The sequence below is a fragment of the Agromyces sp. 3263 genome, from assembly GCF_031456545.1.
In the GTDB taxonomy this organism is placed as follows: Bacteria; Actinomycetota; Actinomycetes; order Actinomycetales; family Microbacteriaceae; genus Agromyces.
In genome coordinates this window covers 536,728-562,171 of the sequence record NZ_JAVDUV010000001.1, presented here as the reverse complement: position 1 = coordinate 562,171, position 25,444 = coordinate 536,728, and the positions used below count along the sequence as shown (strand labels likewise).

The window sequence follows — 25,444 nt, the reverse complement described above, 5'->3', positions numbered from 1 at the left end:
CCCGCGCCTGCGATAATCCGCTTGAGACCGCCTCGAACCCGATCGACGGCGGCCGCGAGCGAAGGACCACCATGACCCTTGGGTTGCCCGCGCACCTGGCGCGAGATTCCCTGAGTCGGGCGCTCGCACACGCCGGGCACTGCGCGGCATGGGTGTGCCTGGGGGTCGGCATCGCCATCGGCGTCCTGAGCGCGACGACCGGTGGCGAGATCGCCGGCTGGTCGAGCGCCGTCCTGCTGGGCGTGATGGCGGCGCTGCTCGTGGTGGTCGCACGCGTGCCGACGGTGACCACGACCCTGCTGTACCTCATCACGGGTACCGCTGTCGTCCTGGCCCTCGCGGTACTCGTGATGGCCCCCGAGTACCGCTTCGAGTCGACGAACAACGTGATCCTCGCCCTGCCCCGCGTGGCGCTCGTCCTCGTCGGCGGCGCGGGCGTCGGTTCCGTGCTCGGCATCACGTGGGCCGTGCTCGGATACGGGCTCGGCGAGGCCGCCGCGTTCCTCGGCGCGGCGGTCGACGGGGCCGACTGGGTTCCGAACGTGGCCGCCGTCGCGGCCCTGGGCATCGTCGTGGTCGCGCGCAGCTTCGACGGGATCAGCCGGCGATGGGACGCGCGCCGCGAGACCGGGCTGCACCGCGCGAGCCAGCAGACCCGAGAGCTCGCCATTCGCCATGACTACGAGCTCCGGGCGACGGCGCGACTGCACGACACGGCGCTCAGTCACCTGGTCGCGATCGCGTCCGCGGGCTCGGGGCCGGTCGATGATCGCCTGCGCGATGGCATCCGGCAGGACCTCGGACTCATCGTCGGCCGCGACTGGGCCGTCGACCACGGTGCGGCGTCGGCAGACGACGCGGGGCGGGCGTGTGCCGGCGGCGACCCTGCAACCGACGGAGCCGGCCGATCCGGGGTGACCGCACCATCGCTCGAGCAGGCGCTCGTGTCGGCGGCGAACGCGGGGCTCGACCTGCACGTCACCGGCGACTTCGCGGTGCTGGGCCTCCTGGGTCCGGCGCGGCTGGCCGCCCTCGACGCGGCGGTCGCCCAGTGCCTCATCAATGTCGCGCGGCACGCGGGCGTCACGGAGGCGGAGCTGGCCATCGGCCTCGGCGGCGGCGAGGTGACGGTCGCCGTCATGGACAGCGGGGTCGGATTCGATGAGGCGGAGGTGCCCGAGGACCGCATCGGCCTCCGCACATCGATCCGCGCCAGGGTCGAGCAGGAGGGCGGCAACGTCCGCCTCTGGTCCACGAGGAACGTCGGCACCACCGTGGTGCTCGCCGTCCCCGAGGGCGGCGAATGAGCCGGATGCGACTCACGCAGCAGGAGGCGGACCCGATCGGCGGCATCACGGCCGCCCCGCTCGTCGTGGTCGGCGCGGGGCTCACCGTCACGACGTCCGTCGTGCTGACCGTCGCGCACTGGTCGGAGGTCGGCTCGCCGTGGGCGGCATTCCTCGCCATCGCGCTCGTCGCCACCGCCGGCGGGTGCGCAGCCGTGCTCGCGGCTCCGGGCCGGGCGCCGTTCCGCACGGAATCGCTGTGGCTGGTCGTGGCGCTCGCTCTCGGCGGCGCCATCGCCGAGTACCTGTCGACCATCGGTGCCAACCGGTTCCTCTACGACGACTTCGGCCCGGTCGTCGTCGGCATGCTCATCCTGTCGCTGGCGCCGTTCTGCACCTGGGTCTCGCTGCTGTTCAGCGGCGTGGTCGCCACGGCGGTGCTCTCGATCCTCATCATCGGGTCGCCGGCGACCACCGTGATCGCCGCGCCCGTCGTGACACTCGTCGCCGTGGAGTCGGCCTCTGTGCTCGCGCTGACCGCGGCGGCGGCAGGCTACTCGTGGGCGATCGTCGCCGTGACGCTCGCCTGGCAGCGGGAGGCGAACCGCGCCGCACTCCAGCGCGACAGCGAGCTGCGGGCGGGCATCGCGCGGTCGGTGCAGCAGAGCCGCGTCTCGGTGCTCGGCCGCGAGGTGCTGCCCTTCCTCGCCGGAGTGATGACCGCGGATCGCATCTCGGTCGCCGACGCCGACCGGGCAAGGGAGCTCGCCGAGGCCCTGCGGCGCGCGCTCAAGGCCGGCATCGAGTCGACGTGGCTCGACGACCTCGCCGCCACGATCCGGCTGTCGCGCGGCATTCCCGTGTCGGTCGACGACCCCACCGGGGCATCCGACGATCTTGCCGACGACCAGCGCTCGGCGTTGACGGCGCTGCTCACGTGGCTCAGCGAAGGGAGCCGCTCTGCGGGCATCCGAATGTCGATCGAGCTCGAGGTGTCGCGCCGTCGCCTCGTCATCACCTCGGCGAACGGCGCGACGCCGCCGTCGCGGCGTGAGCTCGACCGGTTCATCGCCGTCGCCCGTGCGGTGTCGATGCGAGCGGAAGCGCTCGTGACGCGCGAGAATGTCAGGGTGGAGTTGAGTCATGTTCCCGGCTGAGGCCGGCACGCCGCTGGGCCACGGTGCGGATGCGCCCACCACGCGGGTGCGACTGGCGCTGCTCGACGACCACGGGCTGATCGTCGACAGCCTGGCGACGTGGTTCACCGACCACGCGCCCGACTTCGAGGTCGTCGTGCGGGCGACGGCATGGATGGACCTCATCCGCGACCCCGAGTTCCCCGTCGACCTCGTGCTCATGGACCTGCAGCTCGGCGACACCGTCTCGATCGAGTCGCGCATCCGCGCCTGCCTCGCGGCCGGCGCCAAGGTCGTCGTGGTGAGCGGTGTCGACGACGACGCGTCACGCGATCGCTGCATCGCGGCCGGCGCTGCCGCGTTCGCCTCGAAGACCCTTCCTGCGGAGCAGCTCGTCGAACTCGCCCGGAGCGTCATCCGGGGTGACCGCGGTCACCGACGGCCCGCATCGGCCGACGGCGGGCGTGCAGCGGATGCCGCCGCGAAGCCGGCCGTCGATGACGCGGGCGCGGCGCATCTCAGCGCCGCCGAGGAGCGGGCGCTCCGCCTCTATGCGCAGGGCTACAGCACCGCAGAGGTCGCCGACCGGATGGACGTCGGCTATGAGACCGCGAAGACCTACCTGCGCCGAGTGCGCGAGAAGTATGCGCGCGCCGGGCGTCCGGCGAGCCGCAAATCGGAGTTGATCCGCCGCGCGGCGGAGGACGGGCTGCTCGAGTAGATGGCGAAACTGTACTTCCGCTATGGGGCGATGAACTCCGGCAAGTCGACGGCGTTGCTCCAGGCGGCGTTCAACTACGAGGAGCGCGGGCACCGGGTGCTGTTGGCCAAGCCCTCGGTCGACACGAAGGGCGATCGCAGCATCGTGTCGCGGCTCGGCGTGGTGCGCGAGGTGGACTTCACGATCGGGCCCGAAGACGACGTGCTCGACCGGTTCCAGCAGCACCGCACTCGCGTGATCGAGGCGCACGGTCGCGACGTGAGCTGCCTGCTCGTCGACGAGGCGCAGTTCCTCGCGGCGGAGCAGGTCGACGACCTGCTGCGCATCGCCCTCATGGACTCGATCCCGGTGCTCGCCTACGGCATCCGTACCGACTTCCAGACGACGGCGTTCCCCGGGAGCCGCCGACTGCTCGAGGTCTCGCACAGCCTCGAGGAGCTGAAGACGATCTGCCGCTGCGGCCGCAAGGCGATCTTCAACGCCCGCCGCATCGGCGGGGTGTTCGTGTTCGACGGCGACCAGGTCGCGATCGACGGCGAGGACGTGACCTACGAGTCGCTCTGCGGCGTCTGCTACCTGGAGGAGAGCGGCGGCGTGCTCAACGGCCGCCACTGACCGGCGCATGAGCGGCCGCGCGCGCCTCAACCGAGTGGACGGGGTCGACGCCGCCCGGGGGTTCGCGCTGATCGGCATGTTCGTGGCGCACGTGGCACCCGCCGTGGCATCCGTCGACGCGGCCGCGCTCCTCGCGATCGCCGACGAGCGCCCCCGACTGCTCTTCGCCCTGACGGCGGGCATCGGGCTGGGCTTCATCTCGGGAGGCACGCGCCCCATCGCCGAGGACCGCGGGGAGCTGCGCCGGCAGATCGCGGTGCGGGCGGTGATCCTCATCGCCCTCGGCATGCTGATCTGGGCCACGCTGCATCCGCTCGTCTACATCATCCTCGACGTCTACGGCGTCGCATTCCTGCTCATGCTGCCGCTGCTGTTCCTGCCACCGCGAGGAGCGCTCGCGCTCGGCATCGGGCTGCTCACCGTGACGCCGGCGCTCGCCGAGCTCGGCACGCGGACGGCGCTCGCCGAGGCGGTGCGGCAGACGCCGTTCCGCTTCCTCTCCGACTGGGTGGTGGGCGGCGCCTATCCCGTCATCGTCTGGGTGCCGGTGATGCTCATCGGCCTGGCGCTGGCGCGCATGGACCTGACCTCGCCCCGAGTCATCGGGGTGACGGCGCTCGTCGGCGCGCTCGCGGCATCCGTGTTCCTGCCGATCGCCTCGCGGCTGCCCCCGCCCGAGCTCGTGGGCGAGGCGGGCTGGTCGGTGCCGCTCCGCGCCTCCCTCGAGACCCTCGGCAACGTCGGCGTCGGCGCCCTCGTCGTGGCGGCGCTGCTCACCCTCACGGCGCTCGCCCGGCCTGCGGTGCGCCGAGTGGCCGGCGCAGTCCTCTCACCGGTGACCGCGATGGGGTCGATGCCGCTCAGCATCTACACGATCCATCTCGTCGTCATCTCGCTCGCGATCCGCGTGGAGGACGGCGTGCCGACCGACGACTCGTGGTCGCTGCTCATCGGCCTCATCGTCGGGTCGATGGTGTTCGCGTGGCTCTGGCGCCGGTACCTCGGGCGCGGGCCGCTCGAACGACTGCTGCGCCGGGCGAGCGGTCGCGATCGAGCGGATGCCGCGGGCGCGACCTCGGTGGTCTGAGCGGGGGTTCGAGCGCACCGCGCCATCCGCCCGTGCAAATGCCGAGGGCGCTTTCCCCGTTGTGGAAGACTGACCACAGACTGGGCCTGCGCCGGAGTGGCGGCGGAGCAGTCGGGGGTCATCGTCGCCGATGAGGGGAAGTGCTCGTGGAGTTTCACGACTACGTACGCGTGCTGCACAAGAACTGGATCCTGATCGTCGTCTGCCTCCTCGCCGGAGTCGGCCTCGCCGCAGCGTATTCGCTGATCGTGACCCCGAAGTACCAGGCGAGCACCGAGCTCTACGTCTCCGTCCGATCAGGCGATGCCGCGGTGACCGGCGACCTCGTGCAGGGCACGACCTTCGCCCGGCAGGCCGTGACGAGCTACGTCGACGTCGTCGACAGCGCGATCGTGCTGGACCGCGTCATCGAGGAGCTCCAGCTCGACAGCACGACGGCGGAGCTCGCGGCGCAGGTCGTCGCGAGTTCACCGCTGAACACGGTGCTGATCGACATCACGGTGACCGACAGCGATCCCGAGCGCGCGGCCGCGATCGCCAATGCCACGGGAGCCAACCTCGCCGACGTCGTGGTCAACGACCTCGAGAAGCCCGAGGGCGACTCACCCAGCCTCGTGAAGATCGAGACCATCCAGCCGGCGACCGTACCGGCGGTCGCGTCCAGCCCGAACGTGTTCCTCAACCTCGTCCTCGGCGCGCTGATCGGGCTCGCGATCGGTATCGGCATCGCGGTGCTGCGCACCGTGCTGGACACGCGCATCCACTCGCTGCACGATATCGCCCAGGTCACCGACACGCCGCTGCTCGGGGGCATCGCGCTCGACCCCGGTGCGAAGAAGCGACCGCTGATCGTGCACTCCGATCCTCGCAATCCACGTGCGGAGTCCTTCCGCAGCCTCCGGACGAACCTGCAGTTCGTGAACATCGACGGCAGCCCGCGGAGCTTCGTGATCTCGAGCGCAGGACCGGGTGAGGGAAAGTCCACGACCACGGCGAATCTCGCGATCTCACTGGCGGAGACCGGTGCGAAGGTCGCCCTCGTCGACGGCGACCTGCGGATGCCGAAGCTCGCCGAGTACCTGGGCATCGAGGGCGGCGTCGGGCTCACCGACGTGCTCATCGGCCGCGCCGAGATCGTCGAGGTGCTGCAGAAGTGGGGGCGCGGGCACTTGTACGTCCTGCCGGCAGGTCGGATCCCCCCGAACCCCAGCGAGCTGCTCGGGTCCGGCGCGATGGCCCGCCTCCTCGAAACGCTCACGTCGCAGTTCGACTACGTGCTCATCGACTCGCCTCCGCTGCTGCTGGTGACGGATGCGGCGGTCGTCTCGAAGCTCGCCGGGGGCGCGATCCTGGTGGCCGCTTCGGGTTCGACGAAGAAGCAGGAGCTCGCCGGTGCGGTGCGCGCGCTGGAGTCCATCGGCAGCCGACTGCTCGGCATCATCGTGACCATGCTGCCGACCAAGGGGCCCGACAGTTACAGTTACGGCGCGTACACGTACGGCGTCACGCACGACGGCGACGAGTTCGACGTCGGTGACGCGCTCGATCGATCGGGTCGTTCCCGCGGATGACCTTTCGCATCCTCCTCGTCTGCTCGGGCAACATCTGCCGGTCGCCGATGGCCGAGCAGTTGCTGCGGATCGGTCTCGACGGGGTGGACGTCTCGGTGGGGAGCGCCGGCACCATCGCCTGGGTCGGCGAGCCGATGGACCGCGACGCGCGGGCGATCGCCGAACGACTCGGGGTGACGGATGCCGCCGCCCACGTCGCCAGGCGGCTGGATGCGGCATCGGTCCGCGACGCCGACCTGGTGCTGGCGCTCGCCCGCGAGCACCGGCGTGCGATCGTGGAACTCGTGCCTGCGGCCACGCGGTCGACGTTCACCCTGCGCGAGTTCGCCGCGCTCGCGGCATCCGTCACCGATGCCGACCTCGACCAGGCGCTGGCTGCGACCGACGGCCTCCGCGATCGCGACGCCGTCGACGTCGTGCTGGGTGCCGCGGTCGCGGCGGTGGGGGCACAGCGGGGCATCGCCGAACCACTTGCCGTTCCCGATGACGCCGACGTGATCGACCCCTTCCGTCAGGGCGCCGCCGCGTACGAAACGTCGGCGGCGCAACTCGTGCCGGCCGTGAACGCCGTCGCCGCCCTGCTCCACCGCGCAGCCGGGCGGATCTAGGGATCGGCTCCATGGCAGCGCGACGCGGAGCGGCCCGCCAGCGGGGCGGGGCACGGGTGCGGACCGCGATCGGGCTGGGCCTCCTCGCCGCGGTGGTGCTCGTGCTCAGCGCGCTCGCGGTCATGCAGAACCGAACGGTCGACGGTGCGGGGTCGACGCCGGGTGCGGAGGCGCCCGCCACGGCGACGCCCCGTGCGACGCCATCCGCAACGCCGACGGCCGCACCGCCGACCACCGCGCCCGTGCTGACGCCCGACCGTGCGATCGCCGCACTCGATGCGTCGTCGGCCGTTCGCGCTTCGGCATCGTCGTGTCCCGAGCCGTCGACGGTGGAGGTCACCGGTGACGGCGGTGCGACGTGGCAATCGTTCCCCGCCGGTGACGTCGCTGCCGTGCAGCACATCACCGCCGGCGACGATGCGTTCATCTCGCTGATCGGTCTGTCGCCGCAGGGCTGCGCGCCGTCGTACGCGTGGTCGTTCGTCGGCGGCGCGGAGTGGGAGGCGGCTCCGGGCGAGCTCGGGACGTCGTGGTTCGTCGATCCGGCTGACCGGTCGGTGGTCCACAGCCCGGCCGGGGATCGGCCCGCACCGTGCCCCAGCGTCGTGCAGGTCGCTCCACTCGACGACGGCTCGGCCGCAGTGCTGTGCGAGAGCGGCTCCGTGCACGTGACGGCCGACGTCGGGTCCACCTGGTCGGCGCCGGTCGACGTGCCCGGGACCGCGGCCCTCGGCGGTGGCGCTGGCGTCTATCGACTCGCGGTGCTCGACGTCAACGGATGCGATGGCGTCCAGCTCGTGGACGTCGCACTGGCCGATGGCTCCCTCGTCGCCGGCGATCCGGGCGGGTGCCTCCGGGCGAACGTCACGCCTGGCAGCGTGGGGCTGGCGCAGGGGGGCGATGGCATGGTTTGGTTGTGGGCGGGGGAAGTGCTTGCACGAGCGACGGGGGTGGCTCATGGCAGTGACGGACGAGCGGGGGGCGGCCGCCGTCGAGCGCACGAGTCGGAATCTGCCGGTGCGGTTCGGGGCCCAGTACGCGATCGATGCGTTCGCGTGGGTCTTGGCAGTGGTCGTCGCGGAGGCGCTGCGGTACGAGTACAACGTGTCGGCCATCGCGGTGGGGCCGATGCTGGTGCTCGCCGCCCTGGCTGCGGCGCTGCAACTCGCGGTCGGATGGAGTTTCACCCTCTACCAGGGCCGATACACCTACGGCACATTCGAGGAGGTTCGTGCCCTCGGCATGGCCGTCCTCGTCGTGGCCGTGGTGCTCGCCGTGCCGGTCGGGCTGTTCGGCACCGCGTTGGGCGTGCCTCGCAGCACGGTGGTGATCGCGCTGCCGATCGCGCTCCTCATCATGTTCGGCGCGCGATACCTCAAGCGGCTCTACGTCGAGCACAAGTACCGCCCCGGCGCCGACGCCGAGCGCACCATCATCTACGGTGCCGGCTACCTCGGCGCCGAACTCGTGCGCCGCATGATGACCGACCCCGACTCCGGCTTCGTGCCGGTCGGCCTGCTCGACGACGATCCGGCGTTCCGCAACGTGCGGCACGGCTCCGTGCAGGTGCGGGGGACGCTCGCCGACCTCGACGTCGTCGCGCGAGAGACCGGGGCGAAGGTCGTCGTGGTGGCCATCGCGCGAGCGGACTCGGCGCTGCTGCGTCGCGTGAACGACGCCGGCACGCGTCTCGGGCTCCAGGTGAAGGTGCTGCCCCGGCTCGACGAGATCCTCGCCGGCCGCACCGGACTCACCGACATGCGGGATGTCTCGATCGAGGACCTCATCGGCCGGCACGCGGTCGATACCGAGGTCGCCACCATCGCCGGATACCTGGCGGGCAGGCGGGTGCTGGTGACGGGCGCCGGCGGGTCCATCGGCGCGGAGCTGTGCCGCCAGATCGTGGGGTTCGGTCCGGCCGAGCTCATCATGCTCGATCGCGACGAGACCGGCCTCCAGGCCGCGCAGCTCGCGACCGCCGGTCACGGCCTGCTCGACACGCCCGACGTCGTGCTCGCCGACATCCGCGATGCCGACGCCCTGCGGCACGTGTTCCTCGATCGTCGCCCTGAGGTGGTGTTCCACGCGGCGGCGCTCAAGCACCTGCCGATGCTCGAGCAGTATCCCGACGAGGCGTGGAAGACGAACGTGATCGGCACCCTCAACGTGCTCGAGGCGGCGCGCGACTGCGGCGTGCGGACCTTCGTCAACATCTCGACCGACAAGGCGGCGAACCCGACCAGCGTGCTCGGTCATTCGAAGCGCGTCGCCGAGAAGCTCACGGCGTGGATGGCGATCGAGACGGATGCCGCATTCCTCTCGGTGCGGTTCGGCAACGTGATCGGCAGCCGGGGATCCATGCTCCCCACCTTCGCGGCACTGATCCGGTCGGGCGGCCCGGTGACCGTGACGCATCCGGATGCCACGCGCTATTTCATGACGATTCCCGAGGCCTGCCAGCTCGTGGTCCAGGCCGGAGGCATCGGGTCGCCCGGTGAGGTCCTGATCCTCGACATGGGGGAGCCCGTCCGGATCCTCGACGTCGCCGAGCGGATGATCGAGATGTCGGGTCGCGACGTGGACATCGTCTTCACGGGCCTGCGTGAAGGGGAGAAGCTGCACGAAGAGCTCGTCGGCGCGTCCGAGCAGACGACGCGACCGCGGCATCCGAAGATCTCGCATGCCCGGGTCGCCCCGGTGCCGCCGTCGGCGCTCGACAAGGCGGAGTGGGACCTCCAGATGTCGAGGAAGGTGCGCGACAACGACACCGCGATGATCGCGATTCTTCGGCCGACCGTTGTGGCGAAAGGGACGTCGTGAGTGCTCGGATCGACTTCTCGGTGCCCGGGGGCAGCGAGACCAAGCTGTGGACTCGGGTCGCTTCGGCAGACGGCCATGTCGTGGACCACCAAGGGCCCAAGTGAGCACGTTCGTTTGGTGGACGATCGCTGTAGCGGGATTGGTCAGCTTGGCGTCACCGCTCTTCCTCGGAACAATCCTGAAGAGACACGCTGTGGTCGATCACCCGAGTCTGCGATCCTCACATTCACAGCCAACGCTGCGTGGCGGTGGAATCGCACCGCTGCTCGGATATCTTGCGGCTTCCGCAATGGTCATTGCACGTCCATCCGACATCGCGGTAGCCCTGGTCGCCGTGATCGCTGTCGGTGTGTTTCTCGCAAGTCTGGTCGGGCTCGCGGAAGACGTCCGCGGGTTGTCGGTGCTTGTTCGCGCGATGGGGCAACTTGTCGTCGGTCTCGTCGTTGCGGTGCCGCTCGGTGCCCTGACGGGGCAGTCGTGGGGGGCGGTGCTGTTCTTCGCGGTCGCCATCATGTCGTACGTCAATGTGGCCAACTTCATGGATGGCGTGAACGGCATTTCTGGCCTGCACGGTGCAGTCGTCGGGATCTCCTATTCGTTCATCGGAGTCCTGACTGCGATGCCGTGGCTCACTTTCCTTGGGCTAGTGATATCAGCTGTCTTCGCTGCTTTTCTGCCATGGAACCTGACAAGACCGGGCCTCTTCCTCGGAGATGTCGGCAGTTATCTGCTTGGCGCGTCGATCGCTTCCGTCGGCGTTGCGGCGATCTTCTACGGCGCTGAACCGGTGGCAGTCATAGCTCCCCTCGCTGTGTACCTCGCCGACACGTCGTTCACCCTGTTCCGGCGCCTCCGGAACGGTGAGCCGGTGCTGCGGTCGCATCGCATGCACGTATATCAGCGATTGACAGAGACTGGACTGAGCCACCTCCAAGTGTCAGCGATCGTGACGCTCTTCAGCATCGCGACAAGCATCGCGGGTGGCCTCGTCCTCTTGGCACTGGTCCCTGCGTGGACAGGGCTCATTCTCATCGGCGGTCTCTGCGCCGCGTTCCTTCTGCTGCCGCGCTTCCGTGGTCACAGCCCGGAGCCTCGACCGCACATGGCTTTAGGTTCGCTTGACCCTCCCGCGTCGCCATTGATGCGGCCTCGATTCCGACCGACCCGGTGGGCCATCGTCGGCGCCTCCGGCTTTGTCGGCGATGCGCTTGCCACCCAGCTCGAGGCTCGCGGATTCGACGTTCGCCGTATACCGGGCCCACGCGTGCGGATGGCGCCCAGGCTGGACCGAGCTGAGGAGATATCGGACGTCGCCGTGAACTATCCCGGGATGGCCGCGCTCGTCACCTCCTTTCAAGCAACCGACGTCGTCGTCAATGCCGCTGGCCTCGCCACGCCTGATGCTCCGCACACATACGAGCTCTATGGCGCCAACGCGTTGGTACCCGCGATCGTGCTGCACGCCGCCGACCGTGCGGGAGTCGAGCGCACGATTCACATCAGTTCCGCCGCGGTGCAGGGCAACCGCGCCGTTCTAGACGAGACCATGGAGGTATTGCCCTTCTCGCCGTACTCGCGGTCCAAGGCGCTGGGCGAGCGCGCGTTCTTGGCAGCCGGCCGGGCAACGAAAAACTCTGACGCGATCGTCATACGCGCAACGAGTGTTCAAGGCCATGGTCGGTCCACGACGGAGACTCTCAGGACAATTTCACGTTCACCCATGGCAAGCGTCGCTGGGGATGGGTCTCAGCCCACCGTCGTGAGCAGCATCGATGGACTTGTCGATTTCGTGATCCGGGTCTCTACCAGCAACGAATCGCTCGGTCCGGTCATGCTCCAACCGTGGGAAGGCCTGTCGGCCGGGGATGTGCTGCGAGCCGCCAGCGGGACCGAACCCCTCCACTTGCCGCGCTGGTTGTGCCGTGCGTCTCTCTTCTGCGCACGTCAGCTCGGCCGTGTGGTACCAGAAATTGCGGGAATGACCCGCCGGCTCGAAATGATGTGGATGGGTCAGGGACAGGCCTCCGCGTTCGACTCGACATTCCCAGCCGTCCCGCGGCAGCACATTGAAACCATCCTCGCTCGAGGAGGCGTGCGAACATGAGAATCGGCATCCTCGCCCAGTGGTTCGATCCCGAACCCGGACCTGCCTCATTGCCAGGGGTATACGCCCGTGAGTTCATCACCCAAGGGCACAGTGTGAGCGTCCTTACCGGGTTTCCCAACTACCCCGACGGTCGGCTCTACGACGGGTACCGGGTGCGGCGCCGCACGAGAGAACAACACGGCGCCATCGATGTGACGCGAGTCGCCCTGATCCCGAATCACGGCGCGTCTGTTCTCGGTCGTGTCGCCAACTATTCGACGTTTGCGCTGTCCGCGACTGCATCGGGTCGCTCGGCTCTCCGAGACGTCGATGCGGTCTGGGTCTACAACTCGCCTGTCACGGTCGGGCTTCCCTTGCTCAGCCATACGCGGAACGGCAGAACGCCATATTTCCTGCATGTCCAGGACCTCTGGCCAGATTCGCTCATAGACAGCGGCATGATTCCGGCTGGATGGTTGGGCGATCTGGCAGCGGCCGTCGCGAATCGAATCGTCCGCTTCACCGAGCGCAAGGCCACGATCGTCGGGGTCAGTTCCCGGAGTTTGCGCGACATCATCCTGTCGCGTCACCCTGCGCTCGATCCAGCCAAGATCGTCTACGCTCCCAATCCAACCGATGAGTCACTGTTCAGGCCAGCGGCAGACCTCCGCCGAGAACTTCAACTCTCGGATGAAAGTCCTGAATTCGTCGACGTCATGTACGCGGGCGCGATCGGCGAGGTGCAGGGCCTCGACACCCTGTTGGAAGCGGCAGCACTTCTCAAGAAGCACTCGCAGATACGGATCCTCCTCGTCGGAGATGGAATTAGCCGTGAACGGCTCGAGCGGCAGGCAGCTGCAGAACGACTCTGGAACGTTCGATTCCTCGGACGAGTGCCGCAACGCGATATCCCTGAATGCATCGCCCGATCTCACATTCAACTCGTCAGCCTCGCCGACACTCCGTTCCTGCATTACACGACCCCTAGCAAGATCGCGACGTTGCTCGCGTCCGGCGTTCCGATAATCGGACACCTCGCGGGTGATGGGGCTCGGCTCATTCGTGAAGCGGAGGCGGGCGTTGTCGTGACACCGGGGGACGCGAGCGGTTTGTGTGAGGCGATCGTTCGAATGGCTCAAGGTGGCACTCGTCTATGGCAGCGCCACGGTGCGCTCGGTCGTGCGTATTACGAGGCACATCTTTCCGCTGCGTCAACCGCAGGCGAGATCATCCGTTCACTTTCTGGAACGGCCACGAACCGCGTCCGCATTGGAGGATCAAATTGACCGACCCGCACAGTGGAGCCCGGCGCCCTCGTGTCTGGCGGCAACCGAATCTCTCGGTCACACCGCTGCAGGGCGCCTGTTCGGGCGATGTGGCCGTCAGGCAGGGCGGAACGACGTCTTCTCCGCGAATCAGCCGAAGGATCAAGAGCTGGGCCAACCGAGATGCTTAGCCCTGTCTCCGCAAGGGGATCAACACCGAACCGGCCCACGGAGCACCCCTATTTCCCACTGAAGGTAGTCCTCGTTTTCGTGATTGGTACGTTTGTCCTCTTCCTGATCGGCCCGTATTCCGTACAAGCAGAGAATCTTGCGCTCGAGGTACTGTTCATAGCTTCTGCCTGTCTCGCATTCGGCGCTGGCTACAGGTTGTCCATCAAACAGAAGCGCAGCTATCGAGCGCCAGCGTCGCGAGAGGCATCGTCGGCCCAGAAGTGGCTAGTATTTCTGGCTTGCGTCTGGTATTTGACCTTTTCGGCGGCCTCCCTTGCGGAATACGGCGCTACATCCCTGGGTTCGATCGTCGAAGCTGCGCTGAACCCGGGCGATAGTTACTTCCACAAGTTCGCGGTCTATGCGGATCAGGAACGTACGGGTCGAGTGAATCTTGCCATCCAGTTGACCGTCCTCGCGGGAGCGCTGTATGCCGTGCTCATTCCGATGACTGTATGGTTCTGGCGGTCACTCGGATTGTTCCTGCGCGCACTCGCCGTGCTGAGCGTCATTGCGTACTTGATGTACTTCTTGTACATCGGCACACTCAAGGGATTTGGCGATGTACTGATTGCACTGCTGGCGGCCCTCGCGGCGTCTTTCGACCCCCAACGACTCTCAAGCAGGTCTATCACCCCTTCGTTTGCACCCTCCTCGCGTATGTCTCCGCCCGGGCGTCAAGCGCAACACAGGCGCCGGAGATATTGGGCCGTGTTGGCGCTACTCGGCGTGAGTTTTGTAGTGCTCATGTCGAATATCCAGGCAGACAGGCTTGAAGGACTCGGCGCAGCAGGTCAGTTTTCGCCCGACCCGGTGATTTCGCAGATGTTCGGAGAGAGGTTCGCACTTGGCCTAGCAGTGACCCTCTACTATCCCGTAAACGGCTACATCGGACTTTCGAAGAGTCTCGAGACGCCCTTCGAGTTTTCCGGCGGCGCCAGCGTCCCCGCCCTTGCAAGTTACAAAGTCCAGTACTTTGGCGGCGATGATCCAATGGAGTTGTCGTATCCGGCCCGCACAGAGGAACGAACGGGGTGGCCAGCTGGGCAAGTATGGTCGACCTTCTTTCCTTGGATCGCGTCTGATGTCACGTTCCCGGGCGCGGTCGTATTCATGGCGATCTTTGGCTGGTTCTTGGCTAGGTGTTGGATGGGGGTGAGACGAGAGCGTGACGCACTGAGCCTCATCCTCTTCTGCCAACTGATGATCGCCGCCATCTACATTCCCGCCAACAATCAGCTGATGCTGTCGCGTTACACAGCCATCGGTTTCGTGACACTGATCGCGATCTATTTGGTTCGTGCCTTTGTTCGACCCACACTCGACGCACGCGGCTACCGTCTCCTACCCGTTCGCGGTGACATCACATGAGGCGAATGCGTCGGCGGGCCGTTGCGCGCAAACCACGCATAGTTCAGCATGTCTTCGGAACGCCTGGAACCGGAGGACCCATCACCGGTCACTCGCACCTCATGAACTCGAGCCTCGGCGACCAATTCGAACTAATCAGCGTCGTGCAAGATCGTCCAGCCGGCGGGATCAACCTCTCGCTCATTCTGCGGATGGCCGGACAGATGCGCCGAGCGAAGCCCGACATGGCCCACGTGCGCGGCTTGGGGAACGAGGGCTTCCATGGCGTGGTCGCTGCCCGCCTCGCCGGAGTGTCGCGGGTGCTCGTCTCCGTGCACGGATCCGTCAGCGATCTCGTGCATGGCCGGCGGACCCTGAGGCGGCGTTTCGTCGAAGTTGTGTTGGAGCGGCTGACGCTGCAACTCGCCTCGCACATATCGACCGTGTGCGAGGCAGCAATCTCGAAGCCGGTGCTCCGACCGTACGCTCGGAAGTTTGTGGGGGTGACCGCTAACGGCGTACCCCCGACGCGAATCGATCCAGCCGCGCGATCTGAAGTTCGATGCGAACTCGGTGTTTCGGATGACACGATGCTGGTCGTCGCCGTCGGGCGTCTGACGCTTGACAAGGGGATCGAAGACATCCTCGCGTCGGTCGAACTCGCTCGCTTTGCCCAGCCGACCATCCTCGTCTTCGTGGGCGATGGGCCTGATCGTTGGGTGATCGAACAGTGGCTGCGGTCGGAACACGAGACGAAGGTCATACTCCTCGGCCGGCGCGATGACGTGGATCGCCTGCTGGCCGCTGCCGATGTCTTCGTCCTCGGCAGCCTTCACGAGAATCTGTCGTATGCCCTTCTCGAGGCCATGAACGCGGGGCTGCCAGCGGTTGCGACCCGCGTGGGCGGCAACGTCGAGGTGCTCGCACATGGGGGCGGAGTTCTCGTCGCCCCACATGCTCCCGCGGAGCTCGCCGAGGCGCTCAGGGTGTTGGGCGACCCAGATCTTCGCCGGAAGCTCGGTGCGGAAGCGAAGGTGGCAATTGCTGAACACTACACGCTGGATCACATGGTAGATCGACTCGCCCTCGCATATGGAAGCGTTCTCTCGTCAGGAGAACAATCGTGACGGCAGATCCAGCCGTACTCCTGCTCGGATTCACAGTTGATGACGCGGACATTCGTGAGATCACTCGTCGAAGCCCTGTGCTCCCAACACAGACTGACGCGTTTGCGTGGAACGTCGTCTCGGCGCTTCGAGAGGGTGGCGCGCGAGTTTCTCTTCTCTCGACTGCCCCGGTGCCGAACTTCCCCGCCTATCCAAAGGTGTTCTTTCGGTCGAAGAGGTTTCACGAGCACGGGACTGCGGGTCTCCTACTCGGGTTCATCAACGTTCTCGGACTCAAGCACGTGACGCGCTTCGTGCAGTGCCTGCTCCGTGGCACAAGGTTCATCAGGAGCCGAGGGGTTCGCTCGGTCGTCGTGCATGGAGCGCATACGCCGTTCCTGCTCTATGCCCGCATCGTGAAACGGACGATGGGAATCCGTATCTGCGTGATACTCACCGATCCACCCGCTGTCTCCATCGCTGGCGAAAACAGACTTGTCGCAGGGATGAAGCGAATCGATCGACGCTTGATGAAGTCCCTGTGTTCCGGATTCGATGGGGTGATTGCGCTCACGCCGCATCTGGCGTCCGACTATGCACCCGGAGTGCCCAGTCTCATCACCCCGGGCTTCGCTTCGACGAGCCTTCTCCTCGGCGACCCTGATTCTGACGAGGAACCCGAGTCGACGTTTCGCGTCGGCTACGGGGGCGGCCTGAGTGACGAGTACGGTGTCGCCGACCTTGTGAACGCGATCTCGACTTCCAGTGGCGACATCAGGCTTGAGCTCTTCGGCCGTGGGAGCCTTGACGATTGGTTGGCCGAGCGTGCCGCCGTGGATCCACGTATCTGCGTCGGTGGCGTGCTTCCCCGAGATCAACTGCTGCGGCATCTGAGCAGCCTGGATGTCCTCGTCAACCCGCGGCAGCTGCGGCACTCATTCACGAAGTACTCCTTTCCATCAAAGCTCCTCGAGTTCATGTCGCTCGGTGTGCCGACGATCAGCACGAGGCTGCCGAGCCTGCCGAACGGGCTCGCCGAGCACCTCGTGCTCGCGGAATCCACGGTGGAGGGGATCGCTGCGGCGATCGAGCGAGTCCGAGGCATGTCTCGAGAGCGACGTCTGGAGCTTGGACGTTCGGCTCGGGCGTACGTCCTGAGTCAGTTGAGTCCAGTCGCCCAAGGTCCTGCGATCGTCCACTTCGTCGAGGGGCACGACGGCACCTAACGCCGGGATGTGTCCCGAGAATCACCGAGGATCTGCTCCATGAACGCACTGAGCACGTCGGTGAACCGGGAGCTCGCGAAGTCTCTGCGTGCCGCCTCTTGTATGGCCGCCCGTTCGAACGACGATTTCTCAACCAACTGGCGTCGGACTGTCCTCGCTAAGGCGCCAGGGCTGTCGTCTTCGACCGACGCTGCGTTGAAGCCTTCGACGAGGTAAGCGGCGAGGTCGCTCGAATTGTTGGCCATGACTGGCGTTCCCATCCAGAGGCTCTCGACGATCTTCGTCGGGAATCCGGCTTTGGCGTACCGTGCTTCCGGTCGCTGCAGCACGACGAAATCGCTACCTGCCACGAGCTGCCTTGCAGCGGAGTGATCCAGTCGACCGTGCCAGTGCATGTGCGCAGGGCTTGGCCCCTGAATGCCGAGCAGCGATGCCGCACCCTGCGCGGTGATGCCAGCGACTTCAACCTTCACTCTCGATATGTCGTCGCCGAGATATCGGTCCAGTTCCCACAAGCTCCGCAAGGTCGCTGCATCCTTGCGCCCCGGAAACCCGACATAACTGAGTGTGAGGGAACCTCCTCGTCCGGTGAGGCCGGACGCGGTCCCCGGCTCGTCGGGCATCAACGGGGGCACACGAATGACGGGGAAGTCATCGGACCGATAGTGCTCCTCGAGGAACGAGCTGATGACGATCGCTCCCGATGCGCTGCCCACCGATCGCATGGCCGCGGCGTTCGCGACACTGAACGGACCGAACCGGCCGCCCGGCAGGTGCGCCGGATCATACCATTCAACGAGGTCCACAACGAGTGGGACAGCGAGCCGTTGGCAGGACCGTCTGAGACGCATCAGATAGCTCAGCCGGGTGCCGTAGAGAATGACAACGTTCGGTCGCGGTGCTGCCTCGACAAGCCTCTTCTGGGCCGCCGCCCCTGTGGTCAATCCGTGCCAACCGCGCCCCAGACGAGAATCCGGGTGACGCGGTGATTCCGACAGGAAGACGACTTCGTCCGCCGTCGACCAAGGGCGATCGACATTCTCGGTTGGTGGTGCCGACGGAGACACGACGGTCACCTCATGTCCCGCAGATCGAAGGGCAACGATGATGCCGTTGACGCGTTGCGTGCCTGCGGAGTTCGTCGGGTATGGGTCGGGCACGACGTAGGCGATGCGCATCACTTCACCCCGATTTCTGGATGTGGTGTTCGGCTGGCGCGTACGATGGCTGCCCGATAACCGAGAGCTGCAGCGGGCAGGAGCAACAACGCATAGCAGACCGTGGAAACGAGCGGTATCCCTGGCAGGCCCAGTACCGGGACCGTCAACAGCTTGAGGGGCACGCTGAGCGCCAGATAGATGGGCCAGGCGATCAGTTGATAGCGCAGTACTCCCACACTGTTCTGCACGCTGAACATGGGCGAGGCGATGGCGAGCAGAACGGACCAGATGACGAAACCGATACTGAGGGCCGGGGGCACCACCAGCGCACCGCCCAGCCAGATGCCCATGATCCAGTCGCTCAGCATCACCAGGGCGAAGCCTCCCAAGCCGACCGCGATGGAGACGATCAACGACATCAACCGGGTGGTTCGTCGCACCCACTGGGTATCGCCGCGTGCCAGCGCATCTCCATTGGCGGGCCAGAGGGGGAGTGCGGTGAATGTGATCAGAAGGCCGAGTACTGAGAAGAGTCTCGCCACCACCGCGAACGTGCTGACGGCTTCGAGGTCGGTTCGCAGGGCGACGATGAGGGCGTCGGCATTGAGCGCCAAGGAGGTCACCACGGAGATTGCGAAGAACGCGCCGCCGAGGCGAACCAGCCCACCCACTTCTGAGCGAGATGCGCGAGCGACGGCCGGCCGGCGATCTGGATGGGCCCAGTAGTACCAGACCGAATTGAGGAGCATCGCCGCCGGGTTCACCAGTACGCCGATCGCGATCACAAGCAGGGGGTCGGCTCCGACCCCGACTGCGATGTACACGCCGGCGATCGTCGTGATCGCGCCCGCGACCTGCCAGAGATTGCTCACCCACGCCTGTTGGTAGGCGTATTGGACCCGTTGCACCAGTGAAAGCGGCAGCGAGACTGCAAATGCCGAGAGGCACAGTCCGGTGGTCAACGACAGCATTTCCTCGGGCACGCTCGACCGAAAGAGGCCGCCCCAGTCCACCGTGTACGCAGCCACCCACCCCAGCGCGAATGCAAGTCCGGCGACACAACTCAACACGGCGTAGGCGGTGCTCGTCACTGCTCGCGCATGGACTCCGTCGCCCGCGGCGATCAGCGGTGGCAACTTGGTGAGGAGGCCGTTGCCCAGTCCGAAGTCCGCGAACGCGGCGAGCCCGGAAATCGAGCTGACCACCATCCAGAAGCCGAAGAGTTCGGTGCCCAGATAGCCGAGCGTGACCGGAATCGTCAGGATCGGCGCCAGCAGTACGAGTGCGCGCGAACCGACGCCTGTCAGAATGCCGAGGCTCAGCCCGCGAGAGCGGCGTCCACGGGCCTCAGGCTCGTCGCCAGCACCCGACTGCATTGGCGAGTTCAATCGGGATTCACCGCACTTCGGCCGATGCGGCATACCACTCGTACGCTTCCTCGATTGCGGCTGCAAGCTGGGGTCGGCGAGCATCAGGTACAAGTTCGAGGAGCCGTTCGGCGGATGCCTGCGAGTGCGGTACGTCACCGGTGCGCCAATCCGTGTACTCCACTTGAATGGGGCCAGTGTGAATCGACCGGATGATATCGATCACCTCGTTCAAGCTCGTGCGCGCACCGAACGCGAGGTTCACCGGGGTGGGGGAGGTGACGCGGCGTCTCAGCGTCTTCTCGAGAACGTCGGTCACCGCGTGTATGGACGTGAAGTCGCGGGACTGTGTGCCATCGCCGTACACAGTGAGCGGCTTTCCGCTGAGAGTGGCAGCGAGGAATCGCGGGATGACCGCCGCGTAGGCGTGGTCGGCCCGTTGGAGCGGGCCGAATACATTGAAGAACCGGAAGGCGATCGCGCTGAGACCGAAGCTCGTTTGATAGGCGTTGGTGTAGGCCTCAGTCGCAAGCTTGCTCACTGCGTACGGGCTGACCGGAACGGTCGCGAGTGATTCGACCTTCGGGATGGCGGGGTTGCTGCCATACACCGACGAGGACGATGCGGCGATCAAGTGAGGGACATCGTTGTGCCGGGCAGCCTCGAGCAGATTGAGGGTTCCGATCACATTCACGTCATTCGTCGTGCGGGGATCGTTGAGCGATCGCGGAACCGATGGGAGCGCTCCGAGATGGACGATCGCATCCACCCCGGATGTGGCCCTGATCAGCGAGTCTGGATCGCGAAGGTCTCCTTCGATGAATCGCACCGACGGGTCGAGATTGGAGCGCAAACCGGTCGCGAGGTTGTCGAAAGCGAGTACCTCGATGTCACCGGCGTCGAGGAGGCGCCGGCTCAGGTTTGCGCCGATGAACCCAGCCCCACCGGTGATGAGTACCCGCATGGTCGCCTTCCGATTCAGAGAGGACTCGCGACCCGGCGGTCGAGACGATTCTTCGTGTCGAGAATCGGTATGCCGTCCGTGTCGCTGAGCAACGTGAGATCCAGATCATCGTGATCAGTCACCAAGATGATGGCGTCGACGCCGCCCTGAAGTGCTCCATCGAGCTCCTGTCGTTCGACACCCTTCGGCCATCGATGCGGCTCGACGTGACTGTCGACGGCGACGACATCTGCACCCAGTGACTGGAGCAACTCGATCACCCGGAGGGCAGGAGCCTCCCGGATGTCGCCCGTGTTCCGCTTATATGCGATACCCAGGATCAGTACGCGAGAGCCTCTCACCGCCAGCGACCGGTCATTCAGCATTTCGATCGTTCGTTGCACCACATGGTGCGGCATGCGACGGTTCACATCGTTCGCCAGTTCGACGAATCGGAAGTTCTGACCGAGCTTGCGCTGTACCTCCCACGAGAGGTAGCTCGGATCCACCGGGAGGCAGTGCCCACCAACCCCGGGCCCGGGCGTGAACTTCATGTAGCCGAACGGCTTCGTCGACGCCGCCTCGATGGACTCCCAGATGTCGACGCCGAGCTGGTGGGCATAGATCGCAAGCTCGTTGACGAGGGCGATGTTCACGTGCCGGAAGGTGTTCTCGAGCAACTTGGTCAGCTCGGCTTCTTTCGGGGTGCCCACGGCGACCGTTCGATCAACCAACGAGTCGTAGAACGCAGCTACTCGCTCGAGCGATGCCGGATTGATTCCGGAGATGACCTTCGGCGTGTTGACGAACCCCCAAGTCGGATTTCCAGGGTCGATGCGTTCAGGACTGTATCCCACATGGAAGTCCAGACCGGCGACGTAGCCGGTCGCATCCTCGAGAGCCGGCGTGAGGAGCTCTTCCGTTGTACCCGGATACGTCGTCGACTCGAGGATGACCGTTGCCCCACGCTTCATCCGCTTCGCCAATGATTGCGCCGCAGATTCGATGAAGGTCAGGTCGGGGAGGTTCTCGCGGAGGGGTGTCGGGACGGTGATGACCGCGACGTCGAATCCGGTCGCGTCGTCATAGTCGGTCGTCGGAAGGTATCGTCCCGTCTCAAGTGTCCGCCGCAGTACGTCGTTGGGCACGTCATCGACATACGATGCGCCGCGCCGAAGGTGATCGACACGACGCTCGTCAAGATCGATACCGACCACCGAGTACCCGACCTCCACCGCGCGCATCGCGACTGGCAGGCCCACGTATCCCTGACCCACGATGGCGATCAGATTCTCGTTGCGCAACCCGGCCCCCGCTCCGTTGCCCTACTCATCGGCGCCGCCGCGAAAGCCCCCCGGCCTCTGATGCGCCCGAAGCCGACTCTACTAGGGCAGGTGGCGCCGCTATCGGTGGGCGAGCGACTTCGGAGTGTCATGCTTTCGCAGTGGCCCACGATCAGGGACTTGGCCATCTGAATCCGCAGTGACTGCCTCACGCACCCCCGTTCCTGCCGATGCTAGGTTCGGATCGAGGCGTGAGAGCGTCCGACTGGCCAGTGAAGCGGGGAAACGGGCTTGAACGGAATCTACGAAACTCGACGGGTGCTGGTGACGGGGGGAACCGGTTCGTTCGGCCATACCGTGGCGGAGCGCATGCTCGGCCTCGGGGTGGCAGAGGTTCGCATCCTCAGCCGCGATGAGGCGAAGCAGGACCTCATGCGGTACGAACTGGCAGACGATCGGCTCCGGTTCTACGTCGGCGACGTGCGCGACTACCAGAGCGTCGAGCGTGCCACCAAGGACGTCGACTACGTCTTCCACGCCGCCGCGCTGAAACAGGTGCCGTCGTGCGAGTTCTTCCCGATGGAGGCGGTTCGCACGAATGTCATCGGCAGCGAGAACGTCGTTCGCGCGTCCGAGTACAACGGGGTCGGGTCGCTCGTCTGCCTGAGCACCGACAAGGCGGTGTATCCCGTCAATGCGATGGGCATGTCGAAGGCGATGATGGAGAAGGTCGCCCACTCGCACGGGCTCAACAATCCGACAGCGAACACGACCGTCTCGTGCGTGCGCTACGGCAACGTCATGTACTCGCGAGGCTCGGTGATCCCGCTGTTCATCGCCCAGCTGAAGGCGGGCAAGCCCCTGACGGTGACGAACCCCGACATGACGCGGTTCATGATGTCGCTCGACGATTCGGTCGGGCTCGTGGAGTTCGCCTTCACCAACGGCAAGCAGGGCGACCTCTTCATTCGCAAGGCCCCGGCGTGCACCATCCGGGACCTCGCCGAGGCCGTCTGCAACCTCTTCGGGCGGCGCCCCGACGTCGAGGTCATCGGCACCCGGCACGCGGAGAAGGTCTCAGAGGCGCTCGCCAGCCGTGAGGAGCTCGCGCGGGCGATCGACATGGGCGAGTACTTCCGCATCGCGGCCGATGGGCGGGACCTGAACTACAGCCTCTACTTCGACGAGGGCAACGTGCGCCAACAGGAGTTCGCGGACTACGACTCCCACACGGTGACGCGAATGAGCGTCGAGGAGATCGAGCAGTTGCTCCTCACGATCCCCGAGGTGCGAACCGAACTGCAGGCCGCGGGCCGGCTCGAGGACGAAACACGCTGATGTTCGCGGTCACCGGCGCAGGCGGGTTCCTGGGCTGGCATACCCGGGTGGCCGTCCACGCGGGTGGCGGGCGGTCTTCGGCGATCGCGCTCGGGGAGCGGTTCGATCTCGAGCGCACCACGAACGCCATGAGCGGGGCACAGCGAGCCATCCACCTGGCCGGCGTGAACCGCGGCAACGAGGCCGAAGTCTCCGACGGGAACGTCCGGCTCGCGGAGCAGTTCGCCGAGGCGCTCCTCGCCGCCGAGGAGCCGCCGCCGGTCGTCGTCTTCGCGAATTCGACCCAGAGCCTCGGTCCCACCCTGTCGGCGTACGGGGAGGCGAAGAAACGCAGCGCCGGCATCATCGAGCGGGCGTGCGCTCGCCGCGGCATCCGATTCGGCGACGTCGTTCTGCCCAACCTGTTCGGCGAGCATGGACGACCGTTCTACAACTCGGTGTTCGCCACGTTCGCCACCTTGATCGCGGAGGGTCGGGAGCCCGCGGTGGACGTCGACCGGCCACTCGCGCTGCTGCACGCGCAGGATGCCGCGGACGTGCTCACCGGTGCGGTGTCCGCCGATCTCGTCGCCGAACGCGTCAGGGAGCGCACGGTCAGCGAACTCCTCGCGGACCTCACCCGCATCGCCGAGGTGTACCGCAACGGCGAGATCCCCGAGCTCGCGTCGACGTTCGACCGCGACCTGTTCAACTCCTACCGCTCCTACACCCTCCCCACGGGACTGTCGTTCACCATGAAGGCCCACGCCGACGAGCGCGGCTCGTTCGCCGAGCTCGTGCGAGCTCACGGCGGCGAAAGCCAGACCTCCGTCTCGACGACGCATCCTGGGATCACGCGCGGGCAGCACTTCCATCGCCGCAAGGTCGAGCGGTTCATCGTCATCTCCGGAACGGCGACGATCGCCATGCGGCGGCTCTTCACCGACCAGATCCTCGAGTTCGAGGTCAGCGGCGACGCGCCGCATGCGGTCGACATGCCGACGATGTGGGCCCACCGGATCACCAATACCGGCACGGATGACCTTCTCACGGCATTCTGGACCAATGAGCTGTTCGATCCGGCTCATCCCGACACGATCGCGGAGGACGTATGAGTGCGTCACGGCTGAAGGTGCTGACGGTCGTCGGAACCCGACCCGAGGTCATCCGGCTGTCGGCCACGATCCGGTTGCTCGACGAGTTCACCGAGCAGACTCTCGTGCACACCGGCCAGAACTACGACTACGAGCTCAACGAGGTGTTCTTCGAAGACCTCGGCCTCCGCCGGCCCGATGTCTTCCTCGAGGCGGATGTCTCGAGCCTCGGCTCAGCGCTGGGTTCCATCCTGACGAAGATCGAGGCCGTGATCCGCGAGATCCGGCCAGACGCATTCCTCGTCCTGGGCGACACCAACAGCTGCATCTCGGCGGTGATGGCGAAGCGCATGCGCGTGCCCGTCTTCCACATGGAGGCCGGCAATCGCTGCTTCGACGAGAACGTGCCCGAGGAGACCAATCGTCGCCTGGTCGACCACGTGTCGGACTACAACCTCGTCTACACCGAGCACGCGCGCCGCAACCTGCTGGCCGAGGGGATCCACCCCTCGCGAATCCTGCTGACCGGCTCGCCGATGCGCGAGGTCCTCGGCGCGAGCGACGATGCCATCCGGTCGAGCGACGCGCTCGACCGGCTCGGCCTGACGGAGCGCGGGTACTTCCTCGTCAGCCTGCATCGCGAGGAGAACGTCGACGACGCCGATCGCCTCGCGTCGGCATTCGGTGCACTCGAGGAGCTCGGTGAGGCCTACGACCTTCCGGTGCTCGTCTCGACGCACCCCCGAACGCGCAAGCGCCTCGAGGCGGTGCGGGACGTGTGGGGCGATCGGTTGAGGCTCCACGCGCCGTTCGGCTTCAACGACTACAACCGCCTGCAGCGCTCGGCGCGACTGGTGCTCTCGGACAGCGGCACCATCGCCGAGGATTCCTCGATCCTCGGGTTCCCAGCGATCACCCTCCGAGACCGCATCGAGCGGCCCGAGGCACTCGATGCGGGCGCGATCATCACCTCAGGGGTCGTCCGAGACGAGATCCTCGGTGCCGCGCGTATGGCGATGGAGCTCTTCGAGGAGTTCGGGCCGCCCACGCTGCCCCGCGACTACCACATCACCGACACGGCACGCCGAGTCGTGTCGTTCATCCGCTCGACCGCCGGGTCGCATCACGCGCGCACGGGCATCCGCCGGCCGCGATGAGCGACCGGCGCCAAC

The 25,444-nt window shown here is 66.4% G+C and carries 20 protein-coding genes; 16 read left to right on the top strand and 4 right to left on the bottom strand.

Features of this window, described 5'->3' with window-relative positions; genetic code table 11:
- Window positions 1-71 precede the first annotated feature (71 nt).
- The 13 genes from J2X63_RS02530 (at window position 72) to J2X63_RS02470 (ending at window position 17,108) form a co-directional block, all read left to right on the top strand.
- Complete coding sequence (locus J2X63_RS02530) at window positions 72-1,307, top strand: hypothetical protein (protein ID WP_309973561.1); 1,236 nt, start codon at window positions 72-74, stop codon at window positions 1,305-1,307.
- A 5-nt stretch (window positions 1,308-1,312) separates the two neighbouring features.
- A complete protein-coding gene (locus J2X63_RS02525) occupies window positions 1,313-2,443 on the top strand; it encodes a hypothetical protein (RefSeq protein ID WP_309973559.1) in 1,131 nt (376 codons plus the stop codon).
- Window positions 2,430-3,143, top strand: a complete 714-nt coding sequence (locus tag J2X63_RS02520; RefSeq protein WP_309973557.1) for a response regulator — start codon at window positions 2,430-2,432, stop codon at window positions 3,141-3,143. The genes J2X63_RS02525 and J2X63_RS02520 overlap by 14 nt, the downstream gene beginning before the upstream one ends.
- Window positions 3,144-3,758, top strand: coding sequence for a thymidine kinase (locus J2X63_RS02515; RefSeq protein ID WP_309973555.1), 615 nt, complete (start codon window positions 3,144-3,146; stop codon window positions 3,756-3,758).
- A gap of 7 nt (window positions 3,759-3,765) precedes the next feature.
- The gene (locus J2X63_RS02510; RefSeq protein ID WP_309973553.1) at window positions 3,766-4,845 is read left to right on the top strand and encodes a heparan-alpha-glucosaminide N-acetyltransferase domain-containing protein; all 1,080 of its coding nucleotides are present in this window, start codon (window positions 3,766-3,768) and stop codon (window positions 4,843-4,845) included.
- Between the two features lie 146 nt (window positions 4,846-4,991).
- Window positions 4,992-6,416, top strand: coding sequence for a polysaccharide biosynthesis tyrosine autokinase (locus J2X63_RS02505; protein ID WP_309973551.1), 1,425 nt, complete (start codon window positions 4,992-4,994; stop codon window positions 6,414-6,416).
- Window positions 6,413-7,024 (top strand): low molecular weight phosphatase family protein, encoded by a 612-nt coding sequence (locus J2X63_RS02500; RefSeq protein WP_309973549.1) that lies wholly within the window; start codon window positions 6,413-6,415, stop codon window positions 7,022-7,024. Before J2X63_RS02505 ends, J2X63_RS02500 begins: the two co-directional genes overlap by 4 nt.
- A 957-nt stretch (window positions 7,025-7,981) precedes the next feature.
- Window positions 7,982-9,844, top strand: coding sequence for a nucleoside-diphosphate sugar epimerase/dehydratase (locus J2X63_RS02495; protein ID WP_309973548.1), 1,863 nt, complete (start codon window positions 7,982-7,984; stop codon window positions 9,842-9,844).
- Between the two features lie 289 nt (window positions 9,845-10,133).
- Window positions 10,134-11,948 (top strand): NAD-dependent epimerase/dehydratase family protein, encoded by a 1,815-nt coding sequence (locus J2X63_RS02490; protein ID WP_309973546.1) that lies wholly within the window; start codon window positions 10,134-10,136, stop codon window positions 11,946-11,948.
- Window positions 11,945-13,216, top strand: a complete 1,272-nt coding sequence (locus J2X63_RS02485; protein ID WP_309973544.1) for a glycosyltransferase family 4 protein — start codon at window positions 11,945-11,947, stop codon at window positions 13,214-13,216. Before J2X63_RS02490 ends, J2X63_RS02485 begins: the two co-directional genes overlap by 4 nt.
- A 249-nt stretch (window positions 13,217-13,465) precedes the next feature.
- On the top strand, window positions 13,466-14,797 hold the full coding sequence (locus J2X63_RS02480) for a hypothetical protein (RefSeq protein ID WP_309973542.1): 1,332 nt from the start codon (window positions 13,466-13,468) through the stop codon (window positions 14,795-14,797).
- 101 nt (window positions 14,798-14,898) lie between these two features.
- Window positions 14,899-15,903 carry a glycosyltransferase gene (locus tag J2X63_RS02475; protein WP_309973540.1) on the top strand — a complete coding sequence of 335 codons (1,005 nt, stop codon included), beginning with the start codon at window positions 14,899-14,901 and terminating at the stop codon, window positions 15,901-15,903.
- Window positions 15,900-17,108: a glycosyltransferase gene (locus J2X63_RS02470; protein WP_309973538.1), complete on the top strand. Its 1,209-nt coding sequence runs from the start codon at window positions 15,900-15,902 to the stop codon at window positions 17,106-17,108. Before J2X63_RS02475 ends, J2X63_RS02470 begins: the two co-directional genes overlap by 4 nt.
- Here the strand turns inward: J2X63_RS02470 and J2X63_RS02465 are convergent.
- Genes J2X63_RS02465 through J2X63_RS02450 form a run of 4 tightly spaced genes read right to left on the bottom strand, consistent with a single transcriptional unit; the run spans window position 17,105 to window position 21,855 of the window.
- Window positions 17,105-18,286 (bottom strand): glycosyltransferase, encoded by a 1,182-nt coding sequence (locus J2X63_RS02465; protein ID WP_309973537.1) that lies wholly within the window; start codon window positions 18,284-18,286, stop codon window positions 17,105-17,107. The genes J2X63_RS02470 and J2X63_RS02465 overlap by 4 nt on opposite strands.
- The gene (locus J2X63_RS02460) at window positions 18,286-19,644 is read right to left on the bottom strand and encodes a hypothetical protein (RefSeq protein WP_309973535.1); all 1,359 of its coding nucleotides are present in this window, start codon (window positions 19,642-19,644) and stop codon (window positions 18,286-18,288) included. Before J2X63_RS02460 ends, J2X63_RS02465 begins: the two co-directional genes overlap by 1 nt.
- A gap of 19 nt (window positions 19,645-19,663) precedes the next feature.
- Window positions 19,664-20,599: an NAD-dependent epimerase/dehydratase family protein gene (locus J2X63_RS02455; protein WP_309973533.1), complete on the bottom strand. Its 936-nt coding sequence runs from the start codon at window positions 20,597-20,599 to the stop codon at window positions 19,664-19,666.
- Window positions 20,600-20,613: 14 nt separating this feature from the next.
- Entirely contained in the window at window positions 20,614-21,855 is a 1,242-nt protein-coding gene (locus J2X63_RS02450) for a nucleotide sugar dehydrogenase (protein WP_309973531.1), read from the bottom strand.
- A gap of 330 nt (window positions 21,856-22,185) precedes the next feature.
- Between J2X63_RS02450 and J2X63_RS02445 the strand changes: the two genes are divergently transcribed.
- The 3 genes from J2X63_RS02445 to wecB are packed head-to-tail and all read left to right on the top strand — an operon-like array spanning window position 22,186 to window position 25,429.
- Window positions 22,186-23,199 (top strand): polysaccharide biosynthesis protein, encoded by a 1,014-nt coding sequence (locus tag J2X63_RS02445; protein WP_309973529.1) that lies wholly within the window; start codon window positions 22,186-22,188, stop codon window positions 23,197-23,199.
- The gene (locus tag J2X63_RS02440) at window positions 23,199-24,293 is read left to right on the top strand and encodes an NAD-dependent epimerase/dehydratase family protein (RefSeq protein WP_309973527.1); all 1,095 of its coding nucleotides are present in this window, start codon (window positions 23,199-23,201) and stop codon (window positions 24,291-24,293) included. The genes J2X63_RS02445 and J2X63_RS02440 overlap by 1 nt, the downstream gene beginning before the upstream one ends.
- Window positions 24,290-25,429 carry a non-hydrolyzing UDP-N-acetylglucosamine 2-epimerase gene (wecB, locus tag J2X63_RS02435; protein WP_309973525.1) on the top strand — a complete coding sequence of 380 codons (1,140 nt, stop codon included), beginning with the start codon at window positions 24,290-24,292 and terminating at the stop codon, window positions 25,427-25,429. The genes J2X63_RS02440 and wecB overlap by 4 nt, the downstream gene beginning before the upstream one ends.
- The last annotated feature ends 15 nt before the right edge of the window (window positions 25,430-25,444 follow it).

What these genes read in the sequence shown, in the direction of transcription:
- wecB (WP_309973525.1), top strand. Translation starts at nt 24,290, where the DNA reads ATGAGTGCGTCACGGCTGAAGGTGCTGACGGTCGTCGGAACCCGACCC.
- J2X63_RS02520 (WP_309973557.1), top strand. Translation starts at nt 2,430, where the DNA reads ATGTTCCCGGCTGAGGCCGGCACGCCGCTGGGCCACGGTGCGGATGCG.
- J2X63_RS02525 (WP_309973559.1), top strand. Translation starts at nt 1,313, where the DNA reads ATGCGACTCACGCAGCAGGAGGCGGACCCGATCGGCGGCATCACGGCC.
- J2X63_RS02515 (WP_309973555.1), top strand. Translation starts at nt 3,144, where the DNA reads ATGGCGAAACTGTACTTCCGCTATGGGGCGATGAACTCCGGCAAGTCG.
- J2X63_RS02510 (WP_309973553.1), top strand. Translation starts at nt 3,766, where the DNA reads ATGAGCGGCCGCGCGCGCCTCAACCGAGTGGACGGGGTCGACGCCGCC.
- J2X63_RS02460 (WP_309973535.1), bottom strand. Translation starts at nt 19,644, where the DNA reads ATGCAGTCGGGTGCTGGCGACGAGCCTGAGGCCCGTGGACGCCGCTCT.
- J2X63_RS02485 (WP_309973544.1), top strand. Translation starts at nt 11,945, where the DNA reads ATGAGAATCGGCATCCTCGCCCAGTGGTTCGATCCCGAACCCGGACCT.
- J2X63_RS02475 (WP_309973540.1), top strand. Translation starts at nt 14,899, where the DNA reads ATGAACTCGAGCCTCGGCGACCAATTCGAACTAATCAGCGTCGTGCAA.
- J2X63_RS02440 (WP_309973527.1), top strand. Translation starts at nt 23,199, where the DNA reads ATGTTCGCGGTCACCGGCGCAGGCGGGTTCCTGGGCTGGCATACCCGG.
- J2X63_RS02465 (WP_309973537.1), bottom strand. Translation starts at nt 18,286, where the DNA reads ATGCGCATCGCCTACGTCGTGCCCGACCCATACCCGACGAACTCCGCA.
- J2X63_RS02455 (WP_309973533.1), bottom strand. Translation starts at nt 20,599, where the DNA reads ATGCGGGTACTCATCACCGGTGGGGCTGGGTTCATCGGCGCAAACCTG.
- J2X63_RS02490 (WP_309973546.1), top strand. Translation starts at nt 10,134, where the DNA reads ATGGTCATTGCACGTCCATCCGACATCGCGGTAGCCCTGGTCGCCGTG.
- J2X63_RS02495 (WP_309973548.1), top strand. Translation starts at nt 7,982, where the DNA reads ATGGCAGTGACGGACGAGCGGGGGGCGGCCGCCGTCGAGCGCACGAGT.
- J2X63_RS02500 (WP_309973549.1), top strand. Translation starts at nt 6,413, where the DNA reads ATGACCTTTCGCATCCTCCTCGTCTGCTCGGGCAACATCTGCCGGTCG.
- J2X63_RS02530 (WP_309973561.1), top strand. Translation starts at nt 72, where the DNA reads ATGACCCTTGGGTTGCCCGCGCACCTGGCGCGAGATTCCCTGAGTCGG.